Source organism: Bradyrhizobium sp. 192, assembly GCF_023100965.1.
GTDB lineage: Bacteria > Pseudomonadota > Alphaproteobacteria > Rhizobiales > Xanthobacteraceae > Bradyrhizobium > Bradyrhizobium symbiodeficiens.
In genome coordinates, this window is record NZ_CP064691.1 from 228329 (window position 1) to 247155 (window position 18827).

Here is an 18827-nt window from a genome sequence, read left to right on the forward strand (position 1 = left end):
TCTCTCGCAGCCTGTAACCCGTCACGGCAAAACCGCGCGAACTCTTACTCTCAGTCTCTAATTCAAAATGCGACATTTGCGACCCGGTCCGCCTTCCGTCCCAAGTTTTCAGGACTAGATACTGAGATGTCTGGGGCCGCAGGCCCGACCGGGCGTGCGCCAAGAGCGCATCGCCTCGACGGGAAATGGCACCCGGAGAGCGTGAGCATAGCGACCCAAAGGGGCACGCGGGTCCGAGTGCAGCGACGAGACCGGTTCAATAGTGGCACCCGGGAACGGGGCAGTGATAGCGATCGCCGCAGGGGGGCCCCTTTCCCGAGTGCCCCGGCGAGGAGCTCCGCAGCTCTTGCGCGAGGGATCGAAGCCGGACGGCCGAGACGCAAAGCGGCTCGGTTCAACGAGAGCCCGATGCGGCGGAAGCCGCACGCGCACAAGCGGAAGAACTCCACCAGGGCTTAAGTCGGAGGACCAAGATTTCCTCGCGCGCATTGGTCTGCGCGTCGTCGATCCTGATCTGAAGCATGGAAAAAAACGCTTCTTTAGTTCTTCCACCTGCCCTGGCGCCGTCTCTGGTTGCAAATTCAGCGTTGAGCCGGCCGTCCACTTCAAGCGCGTAACCAGAGGCCGGCAATTCACCGGTGGCTGCAACCATTTCATTCGCGTTGTGCAGTGAGGGGATTGGAAATGATGGGTAGCGTGAGCAGCCCAAACGGCGCCAGAGCCACCTGCCCAAGTGCCGTGATTGGCTAACGCCCCTTCTGGATTGGTGCCTTGCAGGGATCGCATAAAGGATGGGCATTTGCATCGTCCGAACAGGCGGACGGCTTTCCACTTGCGCGGATGCATGCACGATAGAGCCACGGCTCGACGTAGCTGCCCTTCCAGAGTCCTCGGCCCGCGCGCTCAGCCTCGCGCTGAGCTTCGTGATACCTGCCCTTCGAGTATTGGGGCCAATCCAGCGCAAGACCGTTGCGTACAAGCCAATCACCGAGATCCTTGCCTGCGACCGAGCAGGTCGCGACCGTGCGGCCATACGGGTCGAGGCTGACTAGGGTCTGTTGGGATTCAGGATTCTCATCGGGGCTTGGTTGTGATTCAAGCTTGGGATGGACCGATTCGTTTTGACTGACGCCCAATGGGCGAAGATGGAGCCGCATTGTCTTGGCAAGCCGGGAGATCCGGGCCGCAGCGGCAAGGACAACCGACTGTTTGTCGAGGCCGTTCTGTGGATCGCCCGAACCGGCAGTCCCTGGCGGGATCTGCCGGCGATGTTCGGCCACTGGAATAGCACATTCACGCGCTTTCGCGACTGGGTGAAGGCGGATGTCTGGAAGCGGCTGTTCGAGGCCATCTCCGACGATCCCGACATGGAATACCCCATGGTCGACGCCACCATCGTCAAGGTCCACCGCCACGGTCAGGGCGCAAAAGGGGGACGCAAAGCCAGGCGATCGGCCGCTCGAAAGGCGCATGACCACCAAAATTCTGGCGCTCACCGATGCGCTCGGCAATCTCGTGCGCTTCGTGCTCCTGCCGGGACAGCGTTTCGATACGGTGGGCGTGCCGCCGCTCATCGAGGGATTGGCCTTCAACGCGCTGATCGCTGATAAGGCCTTCGATAGCAACGCCATCATCGCCGAACTCGAAGCGCGTGGCGCCAAAGTCGTCATCTCCCAGCATCCGCGCCGTGCACAGCCTCTCGCCATCGACAAGGAGATGTACAAATGGCGGCATCTCATCGAGAACTTCTTCGGCAAGCTCAAGGAATTCAAGCGCATCGCAATGCGCGCCGACAAGACCGACCAGAGCTTCACTTCAATGATCTATCTGGCCGCGGCCGCGATAAACTCCAGATGAATCCCAACAGACCCTAGAACACAATTGACGGCACTGCGGCCAATGAAGACGTCAAGGTCGTTCGCCGCCTGAGCACCACACCGATATTGTAAGCTGTCGTCGCCACGGCACAGCTGGCTGCTCTCCGGCGCATCGATGCCCCAGAGCCGGATGCGCACTCCATGTATTTCCAATGTGTCGCCGTCGATAACACTGGCCTGGCTGACAAAATCGTCGGCCAACGCTACGCTCGACAGAATGGCGATAATCAATGCGACAGAGGTTCGACGCATTCCAATGACCTTCTAGCTACCGCAAATCTCGCGGATTGGATTTCGGCCAGTTCGCGAGTGGCTACAGCGCTGGCAGGTTCGCAGGCCGCTCGGGATAGTGAAACTCCGCAAGGAGGCCGAGGACAAACCTGACCATAAGGCTGAGTGGAACTACATGTCTCCAGTTCCGCGCGAACAAGAACCGAAGCCGGTTGCATCTGCGGCTCCTGCGAGGCGATCTATTTTCGATGACGTTGACCGCTAATCAGGCCGGGCTCATCGGTGCCGGCAAGAGGACCTCACCACCGATGTTCAAAACTTTTGGCTAAGCGAGCGATAGTAGCGGTACTGACCCGAGCCGGCTGGGTGCTCGAACTCAAAGCAGCTTGCGAAACTCTCAATCGCCTGCATCACCCCTTTCAAGGAAGGGGCAGTGAAGGCGTGGGTCTGACCAGTGGACCAGTGGGACAGGTAGTTGCTCACGATGGTCGCTACAGCGGTGCCGAGACCGGTGATCTGGGCAGGCTCCAACACCAGGCGGCGAGCAGCATCGTGGAGATCGACAGCTGCCTTGATGGCGTCGATCAGGTTCTTTGCCATATGTTTGTCGTCGTTAAAAGCAATGGCAATCGGTACGGGTACGCCGACCTTTGAGATGACTTCCTCGAGTTTGAACTCCAGATACTGCCTGATCCGCGGAGCAGCATCGTCCGTATTACCGGTGTCGAGAAAGGCGTGGGTTGCATCGCGGACTTTGTGGATCGCACCCGACTGCGGCAGGACGGCCGTCCGCGCGGTGCCCTGGATGCATTGATGCCACCACTCTCCCTCATTCGCGTTAGTGTTGAACAGCTTTTCGAGAACGGTGTCATGGCTCAGCAGAACCACCTGTGGACCGCTGGGGACGCCGGGGCGGGCAAATTGTCCTTTGATCACGTTCATCAAATGAAACTGGTGCCCGGAATCGAGGCTCGATGTTACATCATCGAGAATGAGAAACTTGGCCCCCGCCCCGTAGAGCGACGCCGCCGCCAAGTAGACGCTGATCGCAAAGGCGTTGCGATAGCTCTCGGAGAGAACGGCTTGAGCTGAAATGTCTGGCAGGGTCCAGAATTGTGCGAGGGAGATAGAGAGATCCTCGCTACCGACACGCTTCTTCAGTGCTGGCACGACATCGGTGAACATGATCGCCGCGAAGATGGTCCGCGTGACCGGTTCTATGGCGATGAGCCGACGCGCGCTTGTAGCGGATTCAGAGCTGGCGAACGATGAGCTCGCGGCGTCGAGAAAGGTCTTTACCCGGGCGATACGCGCAAGCTCCGCGCCGACGGCGGAATACACCTTCATGGCGGCGCGCAAGTCCGACAGATTCGTCTGAAGACGACGTGCGGCTTCAGCCTTTTCGACAACGGCCGTGAGTTTGTCGGGCAAGCTCTTCTCCAGAGCCATCTTGCTATCCGTGAGCTCTGCGACCTTCGCGTCGGCGCGATCGGTCAGCGTCTTCAGCCATTCAGTAACGGCACGTGCACGCGTGCCGTCGAGGGTTCCCTTGACGCCGATGTCCTTTTCCTCGGCAAGGTGGGCCACCTCTTCAGGTCGGCGACCCAACCGCTCCAGGTCTTCGAGTTGATTCCAGCCCCTTTCGGTCCACTCTTGAACCAGATTAGCCGAAGCCGCCTCAACCGCCTCGAAGTCGGCGAGTTTACGACGAACATGATTGAGAACCGAATTGGTGTCCAATCGGTCGCACGCCGGGCAGACGCACTTATCCGCCCAGGAGTCATCGGCAAGGATGGTTTCGCTGAGGCCGTAGAGCTGATGGAACAGATCCCCTTGGGTGACCTGCAGCGCAGTGTCGCGGGCGTCCGCTAGCTCGATCAAACGCCCGGCATCCTCTTCGCTTGGCGCGGTTTTCGCCGCGTCAATCCAACTCGTTTGATCGCGGAGGATTTTCGCGAGCTGTTCTCTTGCCTCACCACCCTCGGCGGTCTTTGCGGCATCGACGCAAGCCGACGGGTCGATCTCCTCGAACGTGCGACCCTCGCAAATCGGCCTAAGCAGCTCGACGCCATGAAGGGCGGAATGAGCCTTCGCGAGCATCGTCCTTTCGGCTTCCGCCGGATCATACTCGTCTGCGACGAGGGCCGTGTAGGCCTCCTTGATGTTGGCCCGGGCGCGCTGTGCGGTAACGGTCGCGCCGTTTTGAGTGGCCTCCTTGGCGGCCACGCCGAAGTGGTTGTTGAATGCCTTCGTGTTCGCAAGTGACGCAAGGCCCTGTCGCAAGGCGGAGTAACGCTTCAGACCGAGCAGTCCGGCAAACGATCGACCGCGCTTCTGCGGTGAAAAGTCGATGAAGTCCTGAAAGGTCTTTCCGTCAAGGAGGACGAACTCGCGATTGATATCGGCGAGAATGGCGTCTCCATCTGCGCCGTTGCTCGCCGAGACAGTCCGGGCGCCTGCGGCATCGCGCTGGACGGTTATGGTGACCTCCGCGCCACCGGCGGCCGGCTCCAAGGTCAGAGCGACGGTCCCGACGCCACCAGTATGGAAGCGGTTAAGATAGTAGGATGGTCCCTTTTCGGCTGCCGGTAGATCCTCCAACTTCGGAATTCGACCGGTAATCGCATAAACGATGGCATCGAAGATTGATGTCTTTCCGACCCCGTTGGGCGCGGAAATCGAGTTGACGCAATCCGGTTTGAGTTTGAGTACGAGCGGTGCGCCCTCGTTGTTGATGCCGCGAAACCCTTCGATGGAGACCCTTTGAAGATACCAACCGCTCATTGTGCGGCGCCTTCGCTGGAGAAAGGTTGTTCGGGCTCGACGGGCGCGGTCGCCGCATACAATGCGTCAAGCAGTTCGCCTTGATCGAATGGGATTTCTAGGCTGATCTTGGAGAGCGACGCAGACAAAACTCTTGCGAGAGCATCATCGACTGTCTTGAGTTCGCTCGTGAATGCAGAAATATTTTCATCGACTGTTTGAGTGTCATCGATCTCAAACGCAGTTAGCCTGTCCTTAGCCATTGTAGCCCCCCGGCGTCTATCCACTTTGGATATCTACTCGATTCCGGCATTCAGCCGCGTGATATAGGTCGGTTCTGAGGCGCGCTGCCGGCGCAGCGCCGCCACTCCACCCGATTATGATTGCTCGCGGTCAGTCCACCGGGCTCAGAATGCGCAGCATCTCACGGCGAAGGATGAGCGGCTGGCGCAAATTGCTCAATCGACATATCGTGCGTGACCACCTCCGCCTACCGGATCTGTGCAGTGCAAAGCGCTCGCTATAGTTCGCAGGCGTCAACCTCCTCGTCCGAGAACTTCTCGGACTCCAGCTCCAGCCTGTTCTTCGCCCCTTCCAGCTCCCCGATTATGAGGACGTAGTCTTCGAACGTGCTCGACGGGCCGATGTGCGTCTCGATCAACTGCCGCAGCTCGCCCGCGAACTGATACTTGCTGACGGTCATTCGCTCGACCATGCTGCAATCCCCGCCGCGCTTAAGCCCATCAGAGACGCAACAATAAGCACTAGACTAAGGTAAAGCAGAAGCTGAAAGATCAAGTCACCGTCGCGGTCCAACATCATATCTCCCAGCGGCGTTGCCCCATGTTCTGGCTGTGGCACGCTGACTTTGCCAGATCTTGCGCCTTTGTTCCCCAGACATTGTACGCAACGAACAGTCTCGATCAAATGAGAGTGTTGTCTCGGCATCACATTTGCGTCGTTTCAGCATTACATTGGAGCACTTCAGACAATCGATCAATCCAATAAGTCCCGTGATCGCGCCCAAATGCTGTTGGATCTCCGGCTTCTTCGGTGGATTTCAACGCCTCTGCTGTTGGCGACCTGCGGTCAGCACTGGTCCTGCTTCGTGATCGTGCCGGAAGCCCCGCGGCGGCAGCAAGATCAAAAATCTGATGCGGACTGACATCAGGAACTGCGAGCCATCAAGCCGGCTTGCGCTACCGACATGGTCCGTCACTCCCAAGCTTCATTGGTCAATTCCCGGGAAGTCACGGACTTCATTAACGCAAGCGTGCTTTGTACCGGAGACCGTCTTTCGGCCTTCTTTCTGAGATGATGAGAATCGCTACCGAGGAGGAGCGCGAGTCCGAACTCGAAAAGCGCGCCTTCAAACCAGCGCATCGGCTGCATCGCCGATTGCAGCGTAGATTTCGTCGAGATCTGCCGCGGTGACGCAATAGGGCGGCATCACGTAGATGGTATTGCCGAGCGGGCGCAGCAGCAGATTTCGGTCGTTAAAGAAAGCCTGAAGCGTCGGACCGATGTCCGCCAAATAGCCGCCATCGCCGGTTTTCAAATCAAGCGCTGTGATGGTCCCGGAACGACGAACGTTTTCAAAGCGCGCGTCGGCGCGGAATGGCTCAATTGCCCGTTCTTGCATGGCGGCGAGCGAAGCGGCGCGCTCGCGGGAGTCCCGATGCCACCAAAGATCCAGGTTCGCTTTTGCAGCGGCACAGGCTACCGGATTCGCCGTATATGAACTCGAATGATAGAACGTACGCATACGATCTTTCGAATAATGCGCGTCGAAAATGTGCGCACTGCAGAGCGTAACCGCGAGTGGGAGCGCCCCTCCCGTGAGACCTTTCGAATAGCAAGCGATATCGGGCGTGACATTGGCCTGCTCGCAAGCAAATAGCGAACCGGTGCGGCCCCAGCCCGTCATGACCTCGTCGGCAATGAACAGGACGTCCGACGCCTCGCAGATCCGCTTCATCGCTGTTAGCACCCAGGCTGGGTACATCAGCATCCCGCCCGCCCCCAATATCAGAGGCTCCACAAGAAAGGCGGCTGGCATTTCGTTTCGACACGCGGACTCGAGCGCAGCGAGTGTCGCCTGCTCACGACCGCTCGCTGGGAACGGGATCGAGGTAACATCGAACAGCAGCGGCCCGTACGCCGCGTTGAACACACCTCTGGCACCAACGGACATCGCCCCAACCGTATCGCCGTGGTAGGAGTGTTGCATTACGACAATGCGTCTTCGCTGCTGACCGATATTATGCCAATACCCGAGTGCCATCTTCAAGGCGACTTCGACACTGGTGGAGCCGCTGTCGGAGAAGAAGACATAGTCGAGACCACGGGGTGCGACTTTCAACAGTTGCGCAGCAAGCTCCTCAGCCGGATCGTGGGTATAGCCGGCAAAGATGATCTGATTGAGCTTACCGGCTTGTTCCTGAATGGCGCTTACAATATGGGGATGGCAATGACCATGCGTTACGACCCACCAGGATGAGATTGCATCGATAATACGGCGCCCATCTGCGGTGTGGAGATAAGCACCATCAGCACGCACGACCTTTGTCATTTCGCCTTGAAGCGCGTGTTGCGTGAACGGATGCCAGATTGGCGACTTTGTCGTCGGCATCACGGCTCGAAATCATCAGCACGGAATGAGGCTTGGAAGGCGGCCTGCAGCGTGTCTGCCGTGAGGGGAGAAAGCCATGGCAATCGCCCTAGCCAGCGCACCCGCCCCATCTCGCGAATTGCAACCTGAGTCTCAGCATTTCTTTCGCCAATGAAGGCCATCCCAAGAATGCGGATCTCACGCTTTCGGAGAGCCTCTATCGACAGCAGCGAGTGATTGATGGTGCCCAGCGCTGTGCTTGCGCAAAGCACCACTGGAAGCCGCCATCGCTCGAAGACATCAATGTAGAGTGTGTCGCCGCTCAGCGGCACCATCAGCCCGCCCGCGCCCTCGATCACCAATGGCCGCTCCCCGGTATCGGGCACATCGAGCAAATCCGCCTCGATGCGAACTCCGTCAAGTTCGGCAGAATGATGGGGAGAAGCGGGGGTCCGAAGGCGGTAGCGTTCCGGCAGGATGCGATCGGCCGAGAGGCCGCCAAGACAAGAGACGACCTCGGTATCGGTTTCTCCCTCGAGGCCAGCCTGAATCGGCTTCCAATAGTCCGCTCCGAGGAGATTGGCGAGCCCCGCGGAAAACACCGTCTTTCCAATTCCGGTACCTGTGCCCGTTACGATGATTTTGGCACTCATTGAAGCTCGCCTTTCGTCTCCTCGATCAAGGCATCGAGCATTGCACGCACGTCGTCCTCCTTCACGTTAAGCGTCACTGAAATTCGCAACCGGGCGGTGCCCGCCGGGACGGTTGGCGGCCGGATTCCGCGGATATCGAACCCGCGAGCCTGCAATGCAGAGGCGAGCCGCATCGTGCGCGCATTGTCGCCTACGATGCATGGTACGATCTGCGAATCCGAAGGACTTTTCCAGCCGCGCTCTCTCATCTCCCGATGCGAGAACGCGACCAGCTTGGTGAGACGCTGCTGTCGCTCGGGTTCCTGCTGCAGGATCAGAATCGCCTCCCTCACGGCGACAGCCATCAGCGGCGACGGCGCGGTCGCGAAGATGAATGGACGGCAACGATTGACCATAAAGTCTCGCAGCACGCCGGACGCAGTGACGAGCGCGCCGGCCGCGCCCAGCGCCTTGCCGCAGGTATGAACGACCAGCAGATTTTCGCGTCCCTCATAGGGCGCGGTGAGTCCTCGTCCCTGCTCACCGTAAACGCCTGTTGCGTGGGCCTCATCTACCATCAGGAACGCATCATGCCGGTCGGCGAGCGCGATCATATCCTTGAGAGGCGCAAAGTCGCCGTCCATGCTGTAGAGACTTTCGACGACGATCCAAATGCGGCCCATTCCGCCACCGGCCCGCCAGTCACGAATCGCGCTTTCGACCGACTCCGGATCGTTATGCGCGCTTGTCCGAAAGTCGGCCCGGCCAGCTCGCGCGCCTTCATGAATACTCGCGTGCACCAGAGCATCAAGAACGAGAAAATCGCCTCGCTGCGGCAGCGTTGTCAGGACGGCGAAATTTGCGACATAACCGCCGCCAAAAAAAAGCGCTGTCTCCGCCCCAAAGAAACTTGCAGCTTCTGCTTCGAGACGTTCGTGCTCCTCGCAATTGCCGCGCAAAAGCCGCGACCCGCCGGCACCGATCGGTGTACCGGCCTCGATCGCGTCCAAGACAGCCTTTTTCATGCGCGGCGCCCTCGCCAGCGCGAGATAGTCGTTCGACGCGAAATCGATGCCCGCGCGCGGCTTGAGGCCGCGCAGCCGGTCGTCTTCTTTCAGGGCATCCAAGGCTGCGACATAATCGGCAACTTTGGTCGCATGGATTGGATTCATTCTTCACTCGGACAGTATGATTGGTGTCTCAAGGGTTCTGATGGCAGGGAAGAACTTCGGGCCCGCGGCTTCAGCTTGGCAAGATGCGATTGTCTCGGTCGACCAGCACAACGTGCGGCTTGAACGTTTTTGCGTCGGCTTCGTCAAAGGAGGCATATGCAACGATAATAACTTTGTCTCCGGGCATGGCGAGACGGGCAGCCGCACCATTCAGACCTATGATACCTGACCCTGTAGGCGCTTCGATCACATAGGTGGCAAACCGCGCTCCAGTGTCGATGTTGTAGATTTCAACGCGTTCGTTGATCAAGAATCCCGCAGCATTCAGCAGCGCACGGTCAATCGAAATCGAACCTTCATAGTGCAGGTCGGCTTCGGTGACCGAGGCGCGATGGATTTTGCCTTTCATCAACGTAATCTGCATTTCTCGCCCAAGCTGGATTTGTGCGCGGCGCGCGCTGCTCTGATTGATTCAGGCCAGGCTGGACGCGATGCCGAGCCGGTCCAGCAAGTTCGTGTCGCGATCGCGCTGCGGGTTCTTCGTGGTCAAGAGCGTGTCGCCGATGAAGATCGAATTCGCGCCGGCAAAAAAGCACAGCGCCTGCAGTTCATCGGTCATATACTGCCGTCCAGCGGACAACCGCACGACGCTCTTCGGCATCATGATCCGAGTGGTCGCCACCAGGCGGACCAGCGCAAAGGGTTCGGGACGCTCCGCGGTGTCGTTGACCGGCACGCCCTCGACCTCGTTCCACATGTTGATTGGAACGCTCTCCGGATGGCTGGGGAGATTGGCGAGCAGCACGAGCATGCCAAGACGGTCCTCGACGCGCTCGCCCATGCCGATAATGCCGCCGCTGCACACCTTGATGCCGGCCTCTCGAACATGTGCGAGTGTGTCGATGCGATCCTGCAAAGTACGGGTGCTGATGATCTTGCCGTAGAACTCCGGCGAGGTGTCGACGTTGTGATTGTAGAAGTCGAGTCCAGCCTCAAAGAGCTGTACGGCCTGGTTCGGAGTCAACATGCCGAGCGTGACGCAGGTTTCCATTCCAAGACCTTTGACCGCGCTAACCATATCGCAGACCTGATCGAGATCGCGGTGTTTTGGACTGCGCCAGGCCGCGGCCATGCAGAAGCGGCTCGCGCCGGCATCTTTGGCGCCCTGTGCGCTAGCGACCACATCGGCGCAATCCATCAGGCGGGTCGCTTTCAGACCGGTCTGGTAATGCGCGCTCTGCGAGCAGTAGCCGCAATCTTCCGGACAGCCGCCCGTCTTGATGCTGAGCAGGCTTGCGGTTTCGACGTGGTTTGGATCGAAGTTGTCGCGATGAACGCTCTGCGCCCGAAACATCAGGTCGGCAAACGGCAGGCTGTAGAGCGCTTGGGCCTCGGCGCGCTCCCAGTTACTGCGCACGTGTGCGCCGTTTCTACTGTCGTTCCGCTCTACTCTCCCAGAGGCAATCATTAAGGCTTGCGTTCCCATCCATGATTGATCATAGATAATACTCGCGATTATCTATGATCGTTGATCTTCGTCTTGATGCTAACCCACGCCGCCTGCGAACGCACCCGCTTTTTTGATAGATAATCTATGATGACCGACGGCGAGAGTACGACCGTTGCCTGGCGCATTGCCGAGTCAATCGGAGAGCGCATAATCAGCGGCGCGATCCCGCCAGATGCCCCGCTGCGGCAGGATCATGTCGCGCGGGAGTTCAACTCGAGCCACGTCCCGGTACGCGAGGCTTTTCGGCAATTGGAGGCGCAACATCTTGTCGTTGCTGTGCCCCGTCGCGGCGTTCGGGTTGCCCCGCTTGATACCACTTCAGTGAAAGAGATCGCCGAGATGCGTGCCGCGCTCGAAGTGGTCGCATTGCGCAATGCGGCGCCAAAGTTCACATCGACCCATTTGGCACGAATTGAGCTCGCTCTGATTGAAGGAGACAATGCCCAGACGATTCAGGATTTTGAGATGGCCAACCGCGCCTTTCACCAGGCGCTGGTGGCGCCGTGCGCGATGCCGCGCCTGCTCGCCAGTCTCGACGGACTACAGCTTGCAAATTCGCGATTGGTGTTCGCGATGGCGCGCAATGCTGGGGGGCGACCGCGATCCAATCAGGATCACCGCCTGATTCTGCAGGCACTGCGAGCGCGCAACGTCGATCAAGCCTGCAACCTGCTCGCACGCCACATTCAAACGATTGAGCGCCTTGCCCTTCCCGCGTCGTGACCAGAATGAGATTGGCGGGCTCCGCTTCAGACCGCAGGCCATCGCAAGAGTGTCAAACCCCTCTGTGTTTGCCGCGCGAGGCGGCATGTGGCGCTAGCGTTGCAGCGGGCTCGATTCCAAGATAGCTATGCGACCTGCTCGCGATTTTAACCTATGGCCAATCATGATCCGTCACATTGTCTTGTTTACCGCCAAAGATAAGGCCCATATCGACCAAATGATCGAAGGCCTATCGCTTCTCACCAGGATCTCGCATGCCCGGCGGCTCGAGATTGCTCGCAATCGCAAGGCCGACCAGTTCGGCAACGATATCGACGTCGTGGTCTACGGTGAGTTCGACAACGAGACGGAGCTCGCAGCCTACAAAGCGCATGAGCTCTACCAGGAATCGATCAGGCGAGCACGACCACTGCGCGAGCTGCGCCTCGCGGCCGACTATGACGTATCAACAGATGCGCGTTTCGTCTCAGCGGCAGGCGTAGTCCAACTTAGTCCGCGCATCGTATCCCCCGACGGGGCTTAGTCTGACAGTCAATCTCGAGAGCTTGCGGCGCTCCGACCAGCGTCGCTCTCATTGTGGTCGAGATCATAATCGAAGCGTGTCTAACAGCACGCCAGTCAGCGGTGACTCATAGGCGATGCACGTCCGTGAACTACAGTGGATTGAGCCTATCAAAGCGGTGCAATGTCTCGCGCATCGACCGCACCTCTCGTTTCTCGATAGCGCAGCAACGCATGAGTTGCTCGGGCGTTACTCATATGTGACCTGCGATCCATTCAGCACCTACATAGTCGCGGGTGGACGGGCGAGTTGCAACGGCGAAGATATCGATGGCGATCCATGGGAAGTTCTTCGCACTCTTCTCGCCAACTATCCGCAAGAGCATCGTCCCGATCTCCCGCCATTTCAGGCAGGCGCGGCTGGCTTCTTCGCTTACGATTTGAACAGGACGCTGGAGCGATTGCCGGCGCCGGCAATTCCCGGTCAGCGTTTACCCCATTCCATTCTGCATCTTTACGACGTGGTCGTCAGCTACGACCACCGGAACAACAGATGCTGGATCGTCTCGACCGGATGGCCGGAGCAGGATCCCGCACGTCGCGGCGAGCGCGCACGTCGTCGAGCCGATGAGTTCGCAGCCCTGCTTGCCAACCCAAAGTCGCCGCGGATCGTGCTCCCCGGCACAGCGGGTGCATGGAATTCAAACTTCAGCCGAGAAGCATACATTACGGCGGTACAGCGCGTCATCGACTTGATTCTGGCCGGAGACCTCTTCCAAGCCAACATTGCGCAGCGCTTCACGGCCAGGCTGTCGACTATATTCGATCCGCTCACCTTCTATCGTCAACTGCGGTCATTGAACCCGGCACCCTTTGGGGCCCTCCTACGGTACGGAAAGCTGACCATCGCATCGAGCTCGCCTGAGCGATTCCTGAAGCTCGACGGAACAAAGGTCGAAACACGACCGATCAAAGGCACGATCGCGCGTTCGGCTGATTCCAACGAAGACCAGCGCCGGGCTAACGTGCTCGCTGCGTCCGAAAAGGATCGTGCCGAGAACATTATGATTGTCGACCTCCTGCGCAACGATCTATCACGTGTTTGCACTCCACATTCAGTCCACGTTCCAGCCCTGTGCGATCTCGAGTCCTATGCCTCAGTGCATCACCTCGTCTCAATCGTTACGGGTACACTTGCGGGAGACGAAGATGCGGTTACGCTACTGCGAGCTTGCTTTCCTGGTGGCTCCATTACGGGGGCGCCAAAGGTGCGAGCGATGCAGATAATTACTGAAATCGAGCGTGTGGCGCGCGAGGTCTATTGCGGGGCGATCGGTTTCATCGGCTTCAACGGGCAGATGGACACGAACATCGCGATCCGCACTGTGACGATCGACGATGATATGGCGGTGTTTCATGCAGGCAGCGGTATAACGGCGATGTCGGACCCGGCGGCAGAATACGAGGAGACGCTTGCCAAGGCGCAGCGAATCTTTGATTTCGTGCTGAAACATCCGGTGCACTTTGATTGTCATCATCGACAACTACGACTCCTTCGTCTTCAACATTGCCCGCTATTTCCAGGAGCTTGGTGAAGCAACGGAAGTCTTCCGGAACGACGTGGTCAGCGTCAGCGACCTCATTGACCTCAAGCCGTGCGCAGTGGTCATCTCCCCCGGTCCGTGCACTCCAATTGAGGCCGGAGTATCTACGGCCGTCGTCCGTGAACTTTCGGGTCGCGTTCCAATTATCGGCATCTGCCTCGGACACCAGTGTATTGGGAGCGTATTCGGCGGACGGGTGGCGCGTGCACGTTGCCCTATGCACGGTCGGTCCTCGTATGTAAGGCATGACGGCCGAGGGCTATTCAGGGAGCTACCGTCGCCACTTTCCGTTGGCCGCTACCATTCTCTTGTTGTTGAGCTCGATGAGTCATGCGCACCGAATCTTACGGTGAGAGCGCGTTCCGACGAGGGCGAGATCATGGCCCTCGCACATCGTTATCACCCAACTTTTGGTGTGCAGTTCCACCCGGAATCGATCCTTACCCAAGACGGGCACGTGGTGCTTAAAAACTTCTTGCGACTCGCAGAGACTTATCGCTCGCAGCAGGATAAGACGACAACGTGAGGTCGTGGGTTGGAAGTGGGGCTGCTATCTCGCGAAACCAACTATTATCCGGCGGCGGCGGCGGCGGCGGCGGCGGCGGCGGCCAGGGCGAGGGCGCTCCGCAGCCCGGAAGGTGGGTGCCGCGCTGCGGAGAACAGCGCGCTGCTACGTTCGTTTCCACCGGCCGGCGGGGGGCGCTCAGCGACTCATGGGGCTGGGCTTCGCCCAGATATCGACGAGAGTCTGCAGAGCGGCCGCGGCGCAATACAGATTGCACTTTTCATCGGCGGTCAGGGTCTCCTTCTCATGGGCCGTGAGCGCTTCCCGAATGTAGACGAGGTACAAATCGCCAATCAGAGAAGCATTCGTGGTGAAGCGGAACTGGAGCTCTTCGGCCGCGTCGTTCTTGTCGAATGTGGAAGGATCGAACTCCGAAATGTTCGCGCGTGCTCGCTCCTCCTGCTCCCAAAGCTGCCGCATCAAGCGCATGATGCGACGCGGGTACGAATGAAGGGGCACTTCGTCGTGAAGGGTATAGGCCGTCACGAATGCATCCCATTCGAGCTTTGGTGAGAGCCGGATTCCCTCGCGGCGAAGACGCTCGATCTTGTCCTGAAAGTTGGTGATATCTCGACCCCGAAGCTCGTGGAGCCGACTGTAGGGGATCCCCCTTGCCTGCCCGAAATAGCCTTCCGTGTCGGCGTACATCGTTCTACCTCCGTGTTCTGCCCGGCGCAGTTTGGCTGGGCTCGCGGACGCGCCAATCGGGGTTCTCGCGCGAAAATCCCAAAGGTGGGTCTTCCGGTGGCATCGACAGCCGGGTACCGACACGTGGGGGCTTCAGAGCCGGCTGACCATGGCGTTCGGCAAATGGAGCTACGTTGTCGCCCCTGATTGTCCACGCTGGTTTGATATATTGTAATTATCAGGGCGTGCTATTGAGTAGGATTATATATCATGTCGTATCCGAGCGAAGAGCTTGTCCGGACCGTTCAGGCGAAACGCACGCAAGAGCGCATAAGCCAGCGTGCGTTGGCGGTCCGATCGGGTTTAACCCAGGCGCACATCTCCCAGATAGAGACCGGCCGCGTCGAACCCGGCCTGTCCAGCTTCATCCAGATGGTCCGGGCACTCGACCTCGAGGTCGTACTCGTGCCCAAGAAGCTGCTTCCCGCGGTGGAGGGCGTCCTCCGCTCAAACTTCAACGAATTCTCCCTCGAGGAAGGCCCCTCAAACCTCTTCGTCAAGGCCGAACGCATCGTTTCCGGACAAAGGAAGCGCCACGGTAGCTCCGCTGCGCTCGACCGCATCGCCGAATACTTGCGCTTTCTGAAGCAGGTCCATCTTTCGAAAACTGACCTGAACCTTGTCCAAGACGTCGTCGATACACTGCGAGGCTATCGCGCCGAACCTATCCCCAACCCCGTGCTGGAAAGTTCCGCAGGCGTATTGCAAAGTCTACGCAACCGGATCGCGCATCCGGTAGAAGCCCCCCGCCCGGCCTACGCTCTCGACGAGGATGACGATGCCTAACGTATCGGTCCTGGACGTACGCCTGCACGACAACCCGATCGCAACCATCACGCTCGTGCAGGGCGACCGGTCGCTGCTCGCCTTCAACCAGAACTACATCGACGGCGCCGCACGCCCAACATTGAGCCTGTCCTTCAAGGACACGTTCGGAAATCTGCTCACCTCGTTCAAACCGTATCAGCAGGTCGTTCCGCCCTTCTTCTCCAATCTTCTGCCGGAGGGCGCGCTGCGTCGCTACCTCGCGGAACGCGCAGGCGTGAAGGAAAAGCGCGAATTCTTTCTTCTCTGGATGCTGGGCCGGGACCTCCCGGGCGCCCTGTCAGTCCATCCGGCCGAAGGAGAAGTGTTGCCTTCCCAAGTCGAGGAGGATCTCACACCGGACGAGCGGCAGAACCTGCTGCGCTTCTCGCTCGCGGGCGTGCAGCTGAAGTTCTCGGCGCTCAAGCACGATCCCAAAAACGCCGGTCTGACCATTCCCGTCCAGGGCGTCGGCGGTTCGTGGATAGTCAAGCTTCCGTCCCATCAGTACCCGGGCGTGCCCGAAAACGAATTCTCCATGATGACCCTGGCGAAGGAGATGGGCATGGAAGTGCCCGAGCTCCAACTGATCGACGTCGAGTCGATCAAGGGGCTTCCGGAAGGACTCGGTGAGCTGAAGGGGCGTGCACTCGCCGTCAAGCGGTTCGACCGCTCCGCCGACGGACCGGTCCACATGGAGGACTTCGCGCAGGTATTCGGCGTGTTTCCGGACGAGAAGTACGACAGGGCCAACTACCGGAGCATCGCGCGCGTTCTCGGCATCGAGACCGGCGAAGCCGGCGTCGCTGAGTTTGTCCGACGCCTCGTGTTCAGCACGCTGATCGGCAACGCCGACATGCATCTGAAGAATTGGTCGTTGATCTACCCCGACCGCCGCACGCCCGTCCTGTCCCCCGCCTACGATTTGCTATCTACGATACCCTACATCGCGGACGACAAGATGGCGCTGAACTACTCGCGCACGAAGAAGATGACCGAATTCTCCAAGGACGAGCTCACGCATCTGGCGGCGAAGGCGAAGATCTCGGAAAAGCTGGCCGTCGACACGGCCGCGGAAATCGTCCAGCGCTTCAAGAAATTATGGTCGGAACGCAAGGGCGATCTCCCGCTGGAAAAGAAAGTCGTCGAAGTCGTCGACGCACATGCCGCTTCGATCCCGATCTACAGCGAGCTCTGAGCCGTGGCTTACTTAGCCGGATCGAAGGGCGGCAGCGCTGACATACAACCCCACGCTGGTCATCACTGTCTCTCCCGTTCAATCGGACGGGCCCACGCCACGCCTTCAGGATCGTTTTCGGCAAGCCATGCGCTTGCGGCCTCCTAGGTGGCAAAGACCTTTATCCAATCCACATCGCCCGCGCGCTTATGACCATGCTCGTAAAGCCGTGATCAACTTTGCCCGCGTAGATCAGGTCCTCGCCCTTGCGGCGACCAAGGTAGAGGCCATCCCATTCTTGTGGTTAATCAGATAGCCCTCCCGCTTGAGCAGAGCATGCAGCCGCCGATAACCGAAGCGGCGATGCTCCTGGGCGATCGCCCGCATGCGCTGGCGAAGGCTGGTATCGTCAGCCCGGGTGGTTTGGTATCTCACGGTGATGCGGCAACAGCCGATGGCTTTACACGCCTGCCGTTGGCTCATCCCGAATGCCTCTCGCAAATGGACGACAGGTTCCGCTTCCCCGCGGGCGTTGCGCGCCGTTTACGGAGTCGAGATCAATCCACTAGCTGTCGCTACAATCCACCGGCTGCCCCAACGCACGATCGAATCGATTCGCCCGATGCCGGGAACTGTATCGCCGCGCATTGCCATCCGAACCCCATCGGGCCCTCCGAGAACCGCCGTTCCGCCGCGAACGTCAAGAACGGTCCAACCCTCAATGGTTGCTGGTCTTGTCTCCGGGGCAGGCATGAGAGGCCCGCTGGGCGCTATCGAGCCGGTCGCCGTCATATCTGCTTCGATGCCCTGAGGAACGGTGCTCGAAACGTCCACGGATTGATGAGCCCTGTCGGACCATGTGGCTGTCGGTTCGGCGGAAATGCTCGCTCCATCCGCGGAGAATTGACTTACGCCTGGCGGTGTTCGCAAAGCCAAAGTCGATACCGTCTTTCGCGGGCCTCCGGTCCTGCGGCCTGACTTCGTTTCGGCGCTTCGAGGCGAAGGCGTTTCTGTCTGAGTGGTTGAATTGAGCGACGCGAAAGTTATAGGACCGTACCGACCAAAACCGGCAGCCCATCCCAACGCAAAACCAGCGATCACCGCGCCTGCGACCAGCCAATTGGTGCGCTTTCGATCGCCGTCTGCTTTCAATAATGCAAGAACCTCTTCTCGGCTGGCACTCGAGAAATCCCGCGCGCTCAGCGTCACACGCGCCATTGGGTCTTCGCTGGCTTCAGCGACCCTCGCCTCGATCTCTTCCAAGGTATTCGCCTGGCGCAATCGCATGATCGCATCCCTTGTCACTCCCCAATGATCATGCTGCAAACTGAATCAATCATTAACGGCGAATGAGCCGCCAGATCAATATTGATTAGAACCATTGCGCAGCGGGCGACTAGAGGTGGGATCATGAATCGCACGGCGGCGATAAGTTCAGCTTTCTTAACAGGGGATCCAGCCCGTCCGAACGGCACCGCTTAGCCTCAGCCTGCTTTAGAGGCTGATCAGCCGCGCCCTTTCTTGGTCCTTTCGCGGTGTCGGCTCTTTTGTTTGCGGCCCTGGCGTTCAGGTCATGGGGATCGTGCCAATGACGAGGCGTAAAGTCGCGACGCGGTGGAAGAGCGACTTGCTTTGGTGCGGATGGCGGTAAATCAGCTTGCTCTTCTTCGCCAGGCTGGAGGTACGCAACATCCGCGCGCTCACCGGCAGCTGGCATATCCAGTTTGATTGTGAATGGCAGGCGATCAGCCTTGTTACCGGCTACTATCGGCATGACCACATCGGCCGCTGGCGGCGGCCCGGATTTCTTCGTGGCTGCAGCAATAGCGCCCAGTCCAACTAGGCAAGCCACTCCAAGCACGACGATTCTAATCACGTGGCGGCTCCCGGTGCAGAGCGGCCCAATGGTCATGATCAGTTGGTCCAGAATGAGGCTGCTCGCTTGGTGTGGTTAACCCACGCAGCGTTAA

Annotated in this window: 18 protein-coding genes and 5 pseudogenes; 9 read left to right on the forward strand and 14 right to left on the reverse strand. The window is 59.1% G+C overall.

Going from position 1 to position 18827, the window contains the following annotated elements:
• Positions 1 to 394: 394 nt before the first annotated feature.
• Positions 395 to 652, reverse strand: coding sequence for a hypothetical protein (locus IVB24_RS39600; RefSeq protein ID WP_247403498.1), 258 nt, complete (start codon positions 650 to 652; stop codon positions 395 to 397).
• 94 nt (positions 653 to 746) lie between these two features.
• A pseudogene (locus tag IVB24_RS39605) lies at positions 747 to 1040 on the reverse strand (thermonuclease family protein); the annotation flags it as partial.
• Between the two features lie 105 nt (positions 1041 to 1145).
• Here IVB24_RS39605 and IVB24_RS39990 point away from each other — a divergent pair.
• Positions 1146 to 1367: pseudogene (locus IVB24_RS39990) on the forward strand (transposase); the annotation flags it as partial.
• Positions 1324 to 1857, forward strand: coding sequence for an IS5 family transposase (locus IVB24_RS39610; RefSeq protein ID WP_253075699.1), 534 nt, complete (start codon positions 1324 to 1326; stop codon positions 1855 to 1857). The pseudogene IVB24_RS39990 and the gene IVB24_RS39610, both read left to right, overlap by 44 nt.
• A gap of 44 nt (positions 1858 to 1901) precedes the next feature.
• Here the strand turns inward: IVB24_RS39610 and IVB24_RS39615 are convergent.
• From IVB24_RS39615 to bioB, 9 genes and pseudogenes are all read right to left on the reverse strand, one after another.
• A pseudogene (locus IVB24_RS39615) lies at positions 1902 to 2129 on the reverse strand (thermonuclease family protein); the annotation flags it as partial.
• 291 nt (positions 2130 to 2420) lie between these two features.
• Positions 2421 to 4892 carry an ATP-binding protein gene (locus tag IVB24_RS39620; RefSeq protein ID WP_247774320.1) on the reverse strand — a complete coding sequence of 824 codons (2472 nt, stop codon included), beginning with the start codon at positions 4890 to 4892 and terminating at the stop codon, positions 2421 to 2423.
• The gene (locus IVB24_RS39625) at positions 4889 to 5134 is read right to left on the reverse strand and encodes a hypothetical protein (RefSeq protein WP_247403490.1); all 246 of its coding nucleotides are present in this window, start codon (positions 5132 to 5134) and stop codon (positions 4889 to 4891) included. The genes IVB24_RS39620 and IVB24_RS39625 overlap by 4 nt, the downstream gene beginning before the upstream one ends.
• A gap of 257 nt (positions 5135 to 5391) precedes the next feature.
• The gene (locus tag IVB24_RS39630; RefSeq protein ID WP_247282183.1) at positions 5392 to 5586 is read right to left on the reverse strand and encodes a hypothetical protein; all 195 of its coding nucleotides are present in this window, start codon (positions 5584 to 5586) and stop codon (positions 5392 to 5394) included.
• A 654-nt stretch (positions 5587 to 6240) separates the two neighbouring features.
• Positions 6241 to 7503, reverse strand: a complete 1263-nt coding sequence (locus IVB24_RS39635; protein WP_247403486.1) for an adenosylmethionine--8-amino-7-oxononanoate transaminase — start codon at positions 7501 to 7503, stop codon at positions 6241 to 6243.
• Entirely contained in the window at positions 7503 to 8135 is a 633-nt protein-coding gene (gene bioD / locus IVB24_RS39640) for a dethiobiotin synthase (protein ID WP_247403482.1), read from the reverse strand. Before bioD ends, IVB24_RS39635 begins: the two co-directional genes overlap by 1 nt.
• Positions 8132 to 9286, reverse strand: a complete 1155-nt coding sequence (locus IVB24_RS39645) for an 8-amino-7-oxononanoate synthase (protein ID WP_247774321.1) — start codon at positions 9284 to 9286, stop codon at positions 8132 to 8134. The genes bioD and IVB24_RS39645 overlap by 4 nt, the downstream gene beginning before the upstream one ends.
• Positions 9287 to 9356: 70 nt before the next feature.
• On the reverse strand, positions 9357 to 9710 hold the full coding sequence (panD, locus tag IVB24_RS39650) for an aspartate 1-decarboxylase (RefSeq protein ID WP_247403476.1): 354 nt from the start codon (positions 9708 to 9710) through the stop codon (positions 9357 to 9359).
• Between the two features lie 48 nt (positions 9711 to 9758).
• On the reverse strand, positions 9759 to 10754 hold the full coding sequence (gene bioB, locus IVB24_RS39655; protein WP_247403510.1) for a biotin synthase BioB: 996 nt from the start codon (positions 10752 to 10754) through the stop codon (positions 9759 to 9761).
• Positions 10755 to 10880: 126 nt separating this feature from the next.
• Here bioB and IVB24_RS39660 point away from each other — a divergent pair, with 126 nt between their 5' ends.
• The 4 genes from IVB24_RS39660 (at position 10881) to IVB24_RS39675 (ending at position 14150) form a co-directional block, all read left to right on the forward strand.
• A complete protein-coding gene (locus tag IVB24_RS39660) occupies positions 10881 to 11519 on the forward strand; it encodes a GntR family transcriptional regulator (protein ID WP_247399141.1) in 639 nt (212 codons plus the stop codon).
• A 163-nt stretch (positions 11520 to 11682) separates the two neighbouring features.
• Entirely contained in the window at positions 11683 to 12042 is a 360-nt protein-coding gene (locus IVB24_RS39665; protein ID WP_247403473.1) for a Dabb family protein, read from the forward strand.
• Between the two features lie 115 nt (positions 12043 to 12157).
• Positions 12158 to 13615, forward strand: a complete 1458-nt coding sequence (gene pabB / locus IVB24_RS39670; RefSeq protein ID WP_247774322.1) for an aminodeoxychorismate synthase component I — start codon at positions 12158 to 12160, stop codon at positions 13613 to 13615.
• Positions 13545 to 14150: an aminodeoxychorismate/anthranilate synthase component II gene (locus IVB24_RS39675; protein ID WP_247774323.1), complete on the forward strand. Its 606-nt coding sequence runs from the start codon at positions 13545 to 13547 to the stop codon at positions 14148 to 14150. Before pabB ends, IVB24_RS39675 begins: the two co-directional genes overlap by 71 nt.
• A gap of 177 nt (positions 14151 to 14327) precedes the next feature.
• Here IVB24_RS39675 and IVB24_RS39680 read toward each other — a convergent pair whose 3' ends face one another.
• Positions 14328 to 14837: a hypothetical protein gene (locus IVB24_RS39680; RefSeq protein ID WP_247403335.1), complete on the reverse strand. Its 510-nt coding sequence runs from the start codon at positions 14835 to 14837 to the stop codon at positions 14328 to 14330.
• A 249-nt stretch (positions 14838 to 15086) separates the two neighbouring features.
• On the opposite strand from IVB24_RS39680, the gene IVB24_RS39685 reads away from it, so the two are divergent.
• Positions 15087 to 15662, forward strand: coding sequence for a helix-turn-helix transcriptional regulator (locus tag IVB24_RS39685; RefSeq protein WP_247403336.1), 576 nt, complete (start codon positions 15087 to 15089; stop codon positions 15660 to 15662).
• Positions 15655 to 16878: a type II toxin-antitoxin system HipA family toxin gene (locus tag IVB24_RS39690; protein ID WP_247774324.1), complete on the forward strand. Its 1224-nt coding sequence runs from the start codon at positions 15655 to 15657 to the stop codon at positions 16876 to 16878. Before IVB24_RS39685 ends, IVB24_RS39690 begins: the two co-directional genes overlap by 8 nt.
• Before the next feature lie 202 nt (positions 16879 to 17080).
• On the opposite strand, the pseudogene IVB24_RS39695 reads toward IVB24_RS39690, so the two are convergent.
• Positions 17081 to 17155 (reverse strand): annotated as a pseudogene (locus IVB24_RS39695) (DNA ligase); the annotation flags it as partial.
• Positions 17155 to 17367, reverse strand: a pseudogene (locus IVB24_RS39700) (IS3 family transposase); the annotation flags it as partial. The pseudogenes IVB24_RS39695 and IVB24_RS39700, both read right to left, overlap by 1 nt.
• Positions 17368 to 18514: 1147 nt before the next feature.
• Here IVB24_RS39700 and IVB24_RS39705 point away from each other — a divergent pair.
• Entirely contained in the window at positions 18515 to 18700 is a 186-nt protein-coding gene (locus IVB24_RS39705) for a hypothetical protein (RefSeq protein ID WP_247487760.1), read from the forward strand.
• Positions 18701 to 18827: the final 127 nt, after the last annotated feature.

What these genes read in the sequence shown, in the direction of transcription:
- IVB24_RS39600 (WP_247403498.1), bottom strand. Translation starts at nt 652, where the DNA reads ATGGTTGCAGCCACCGGTGAATTGCCGGCCTCTGGTTACGCGCTTGAA.
- IVB24_RS39610 (WP_253075699.1), top strand. Translation starts at nt 1,324, where the DNA reads ATGTCTGGAAGCGGCTGTTCGAGGCCATCTCCGACGATCCCGACATGG.
- IVB24_RS39620 (WP_247774320.1), bottom strand. Translation starts at nt 4,892, where the DNA reads ATGAGCGGTTGGTATCTTCAAAGGGTCTCCATCGAAGGGTTTCGCGGC.
- IVB24_RS39625 (WP_247403490.1), bottom strand. Translation starts at nt 5,134, where the DNA reads ATGGCTAAGGACAGGCTAACTGCGTTTGAGATCGATGACACTCAAACA.
- IVB24_RS39630 (WP_247282183.1), bottom strand. Translation starts at nt 5,586, where the DNA reads ATGGTCGAGCGAATGACCGTCAGCAAGTATCAGTTCGCGGGCGAGCTG.
- IVB24_RS39635 (WP_247403486.1), bottom strand. Translation starts at nt 7,503, where the DNA reads ATGCCGACGACAAAGTCGCCAATCTGGCATCCGTTCACGCAACACGCG.
- bioD (WP_247403482.1), bottom strand. Translation starts at nt 8,135, where the DNA reads ATGAGTGCCAAAATCATCGTAACGGGCACAGGTACCGGAATTGGAAAG.
- IVB24_RS39645 (WP_247774321.1), bottom strand. Translation starts at nt 9,286, where the DNA reads ATGAATCCAATCCATGCGACCAAAGTTGCCGATTATGTCGCAGCCTTG.
- panD (WP_247403476.1), bottom strand. Translation starts at nt 9,710, where the DNA reads ATGCAGATTACGTTGATGAAAGGCAAAATCCATCGCGCCTCGGTCACC.
- bioB (WP_247403510.1), bottom strand. Translation starts at nt 10,754, where the DNA reads ATGATTGCCTCTGGGAGAGTAGAGCGGAACGACAGTAGAAACGGCGCA.
- IVB24_RS39660 (WP_247399141.1), top strand. Translation starts at nt 10,881, where the DNA reads ATGATGACCGACGGCGAGAGTACGACCGTTGCCTGGCGCATTGCCGAG.
- IVB24_RS39665 (WP_247403473.1), top strand. Translation starts at nt 11,683, where the DNA reads ATGATCCGTCACATTGTCTTGTTTACCGCCAAAGATAAGGCCCATATC.
- pabB (WP_247774322.1), top strand. Translation starts at nt 12,158, where the DNA reads ATGCACGTCCGTGAACTACAGTGGATTGAGCCTATCAAAGCGGTGCAA.
- IVB24_RS39680 (WP_247403335.1), bottom strand. Translation starts at nt 14,837, where the DNA reads ATGTACGCCGACACGGAAGGCTATTTCGGGCAGGCAAGGGGGATCCCC.
- IVB24_RS39685 (WP_247403336.1), top strand. Translation starts at nt 15,087, where the DNA reads ATGTCGTATCCGAGCGAAGAGCTTGTCCGGACCGTTCAGGCGAAACGC.
- IVB24_RS39690 (WP_247774324.1), top strand. Translation starts at nt 15,655, where the DNA reads ATGCCTAACGTATCGGTCCTGGACGTACGCCTGCACGACAACCCGATC.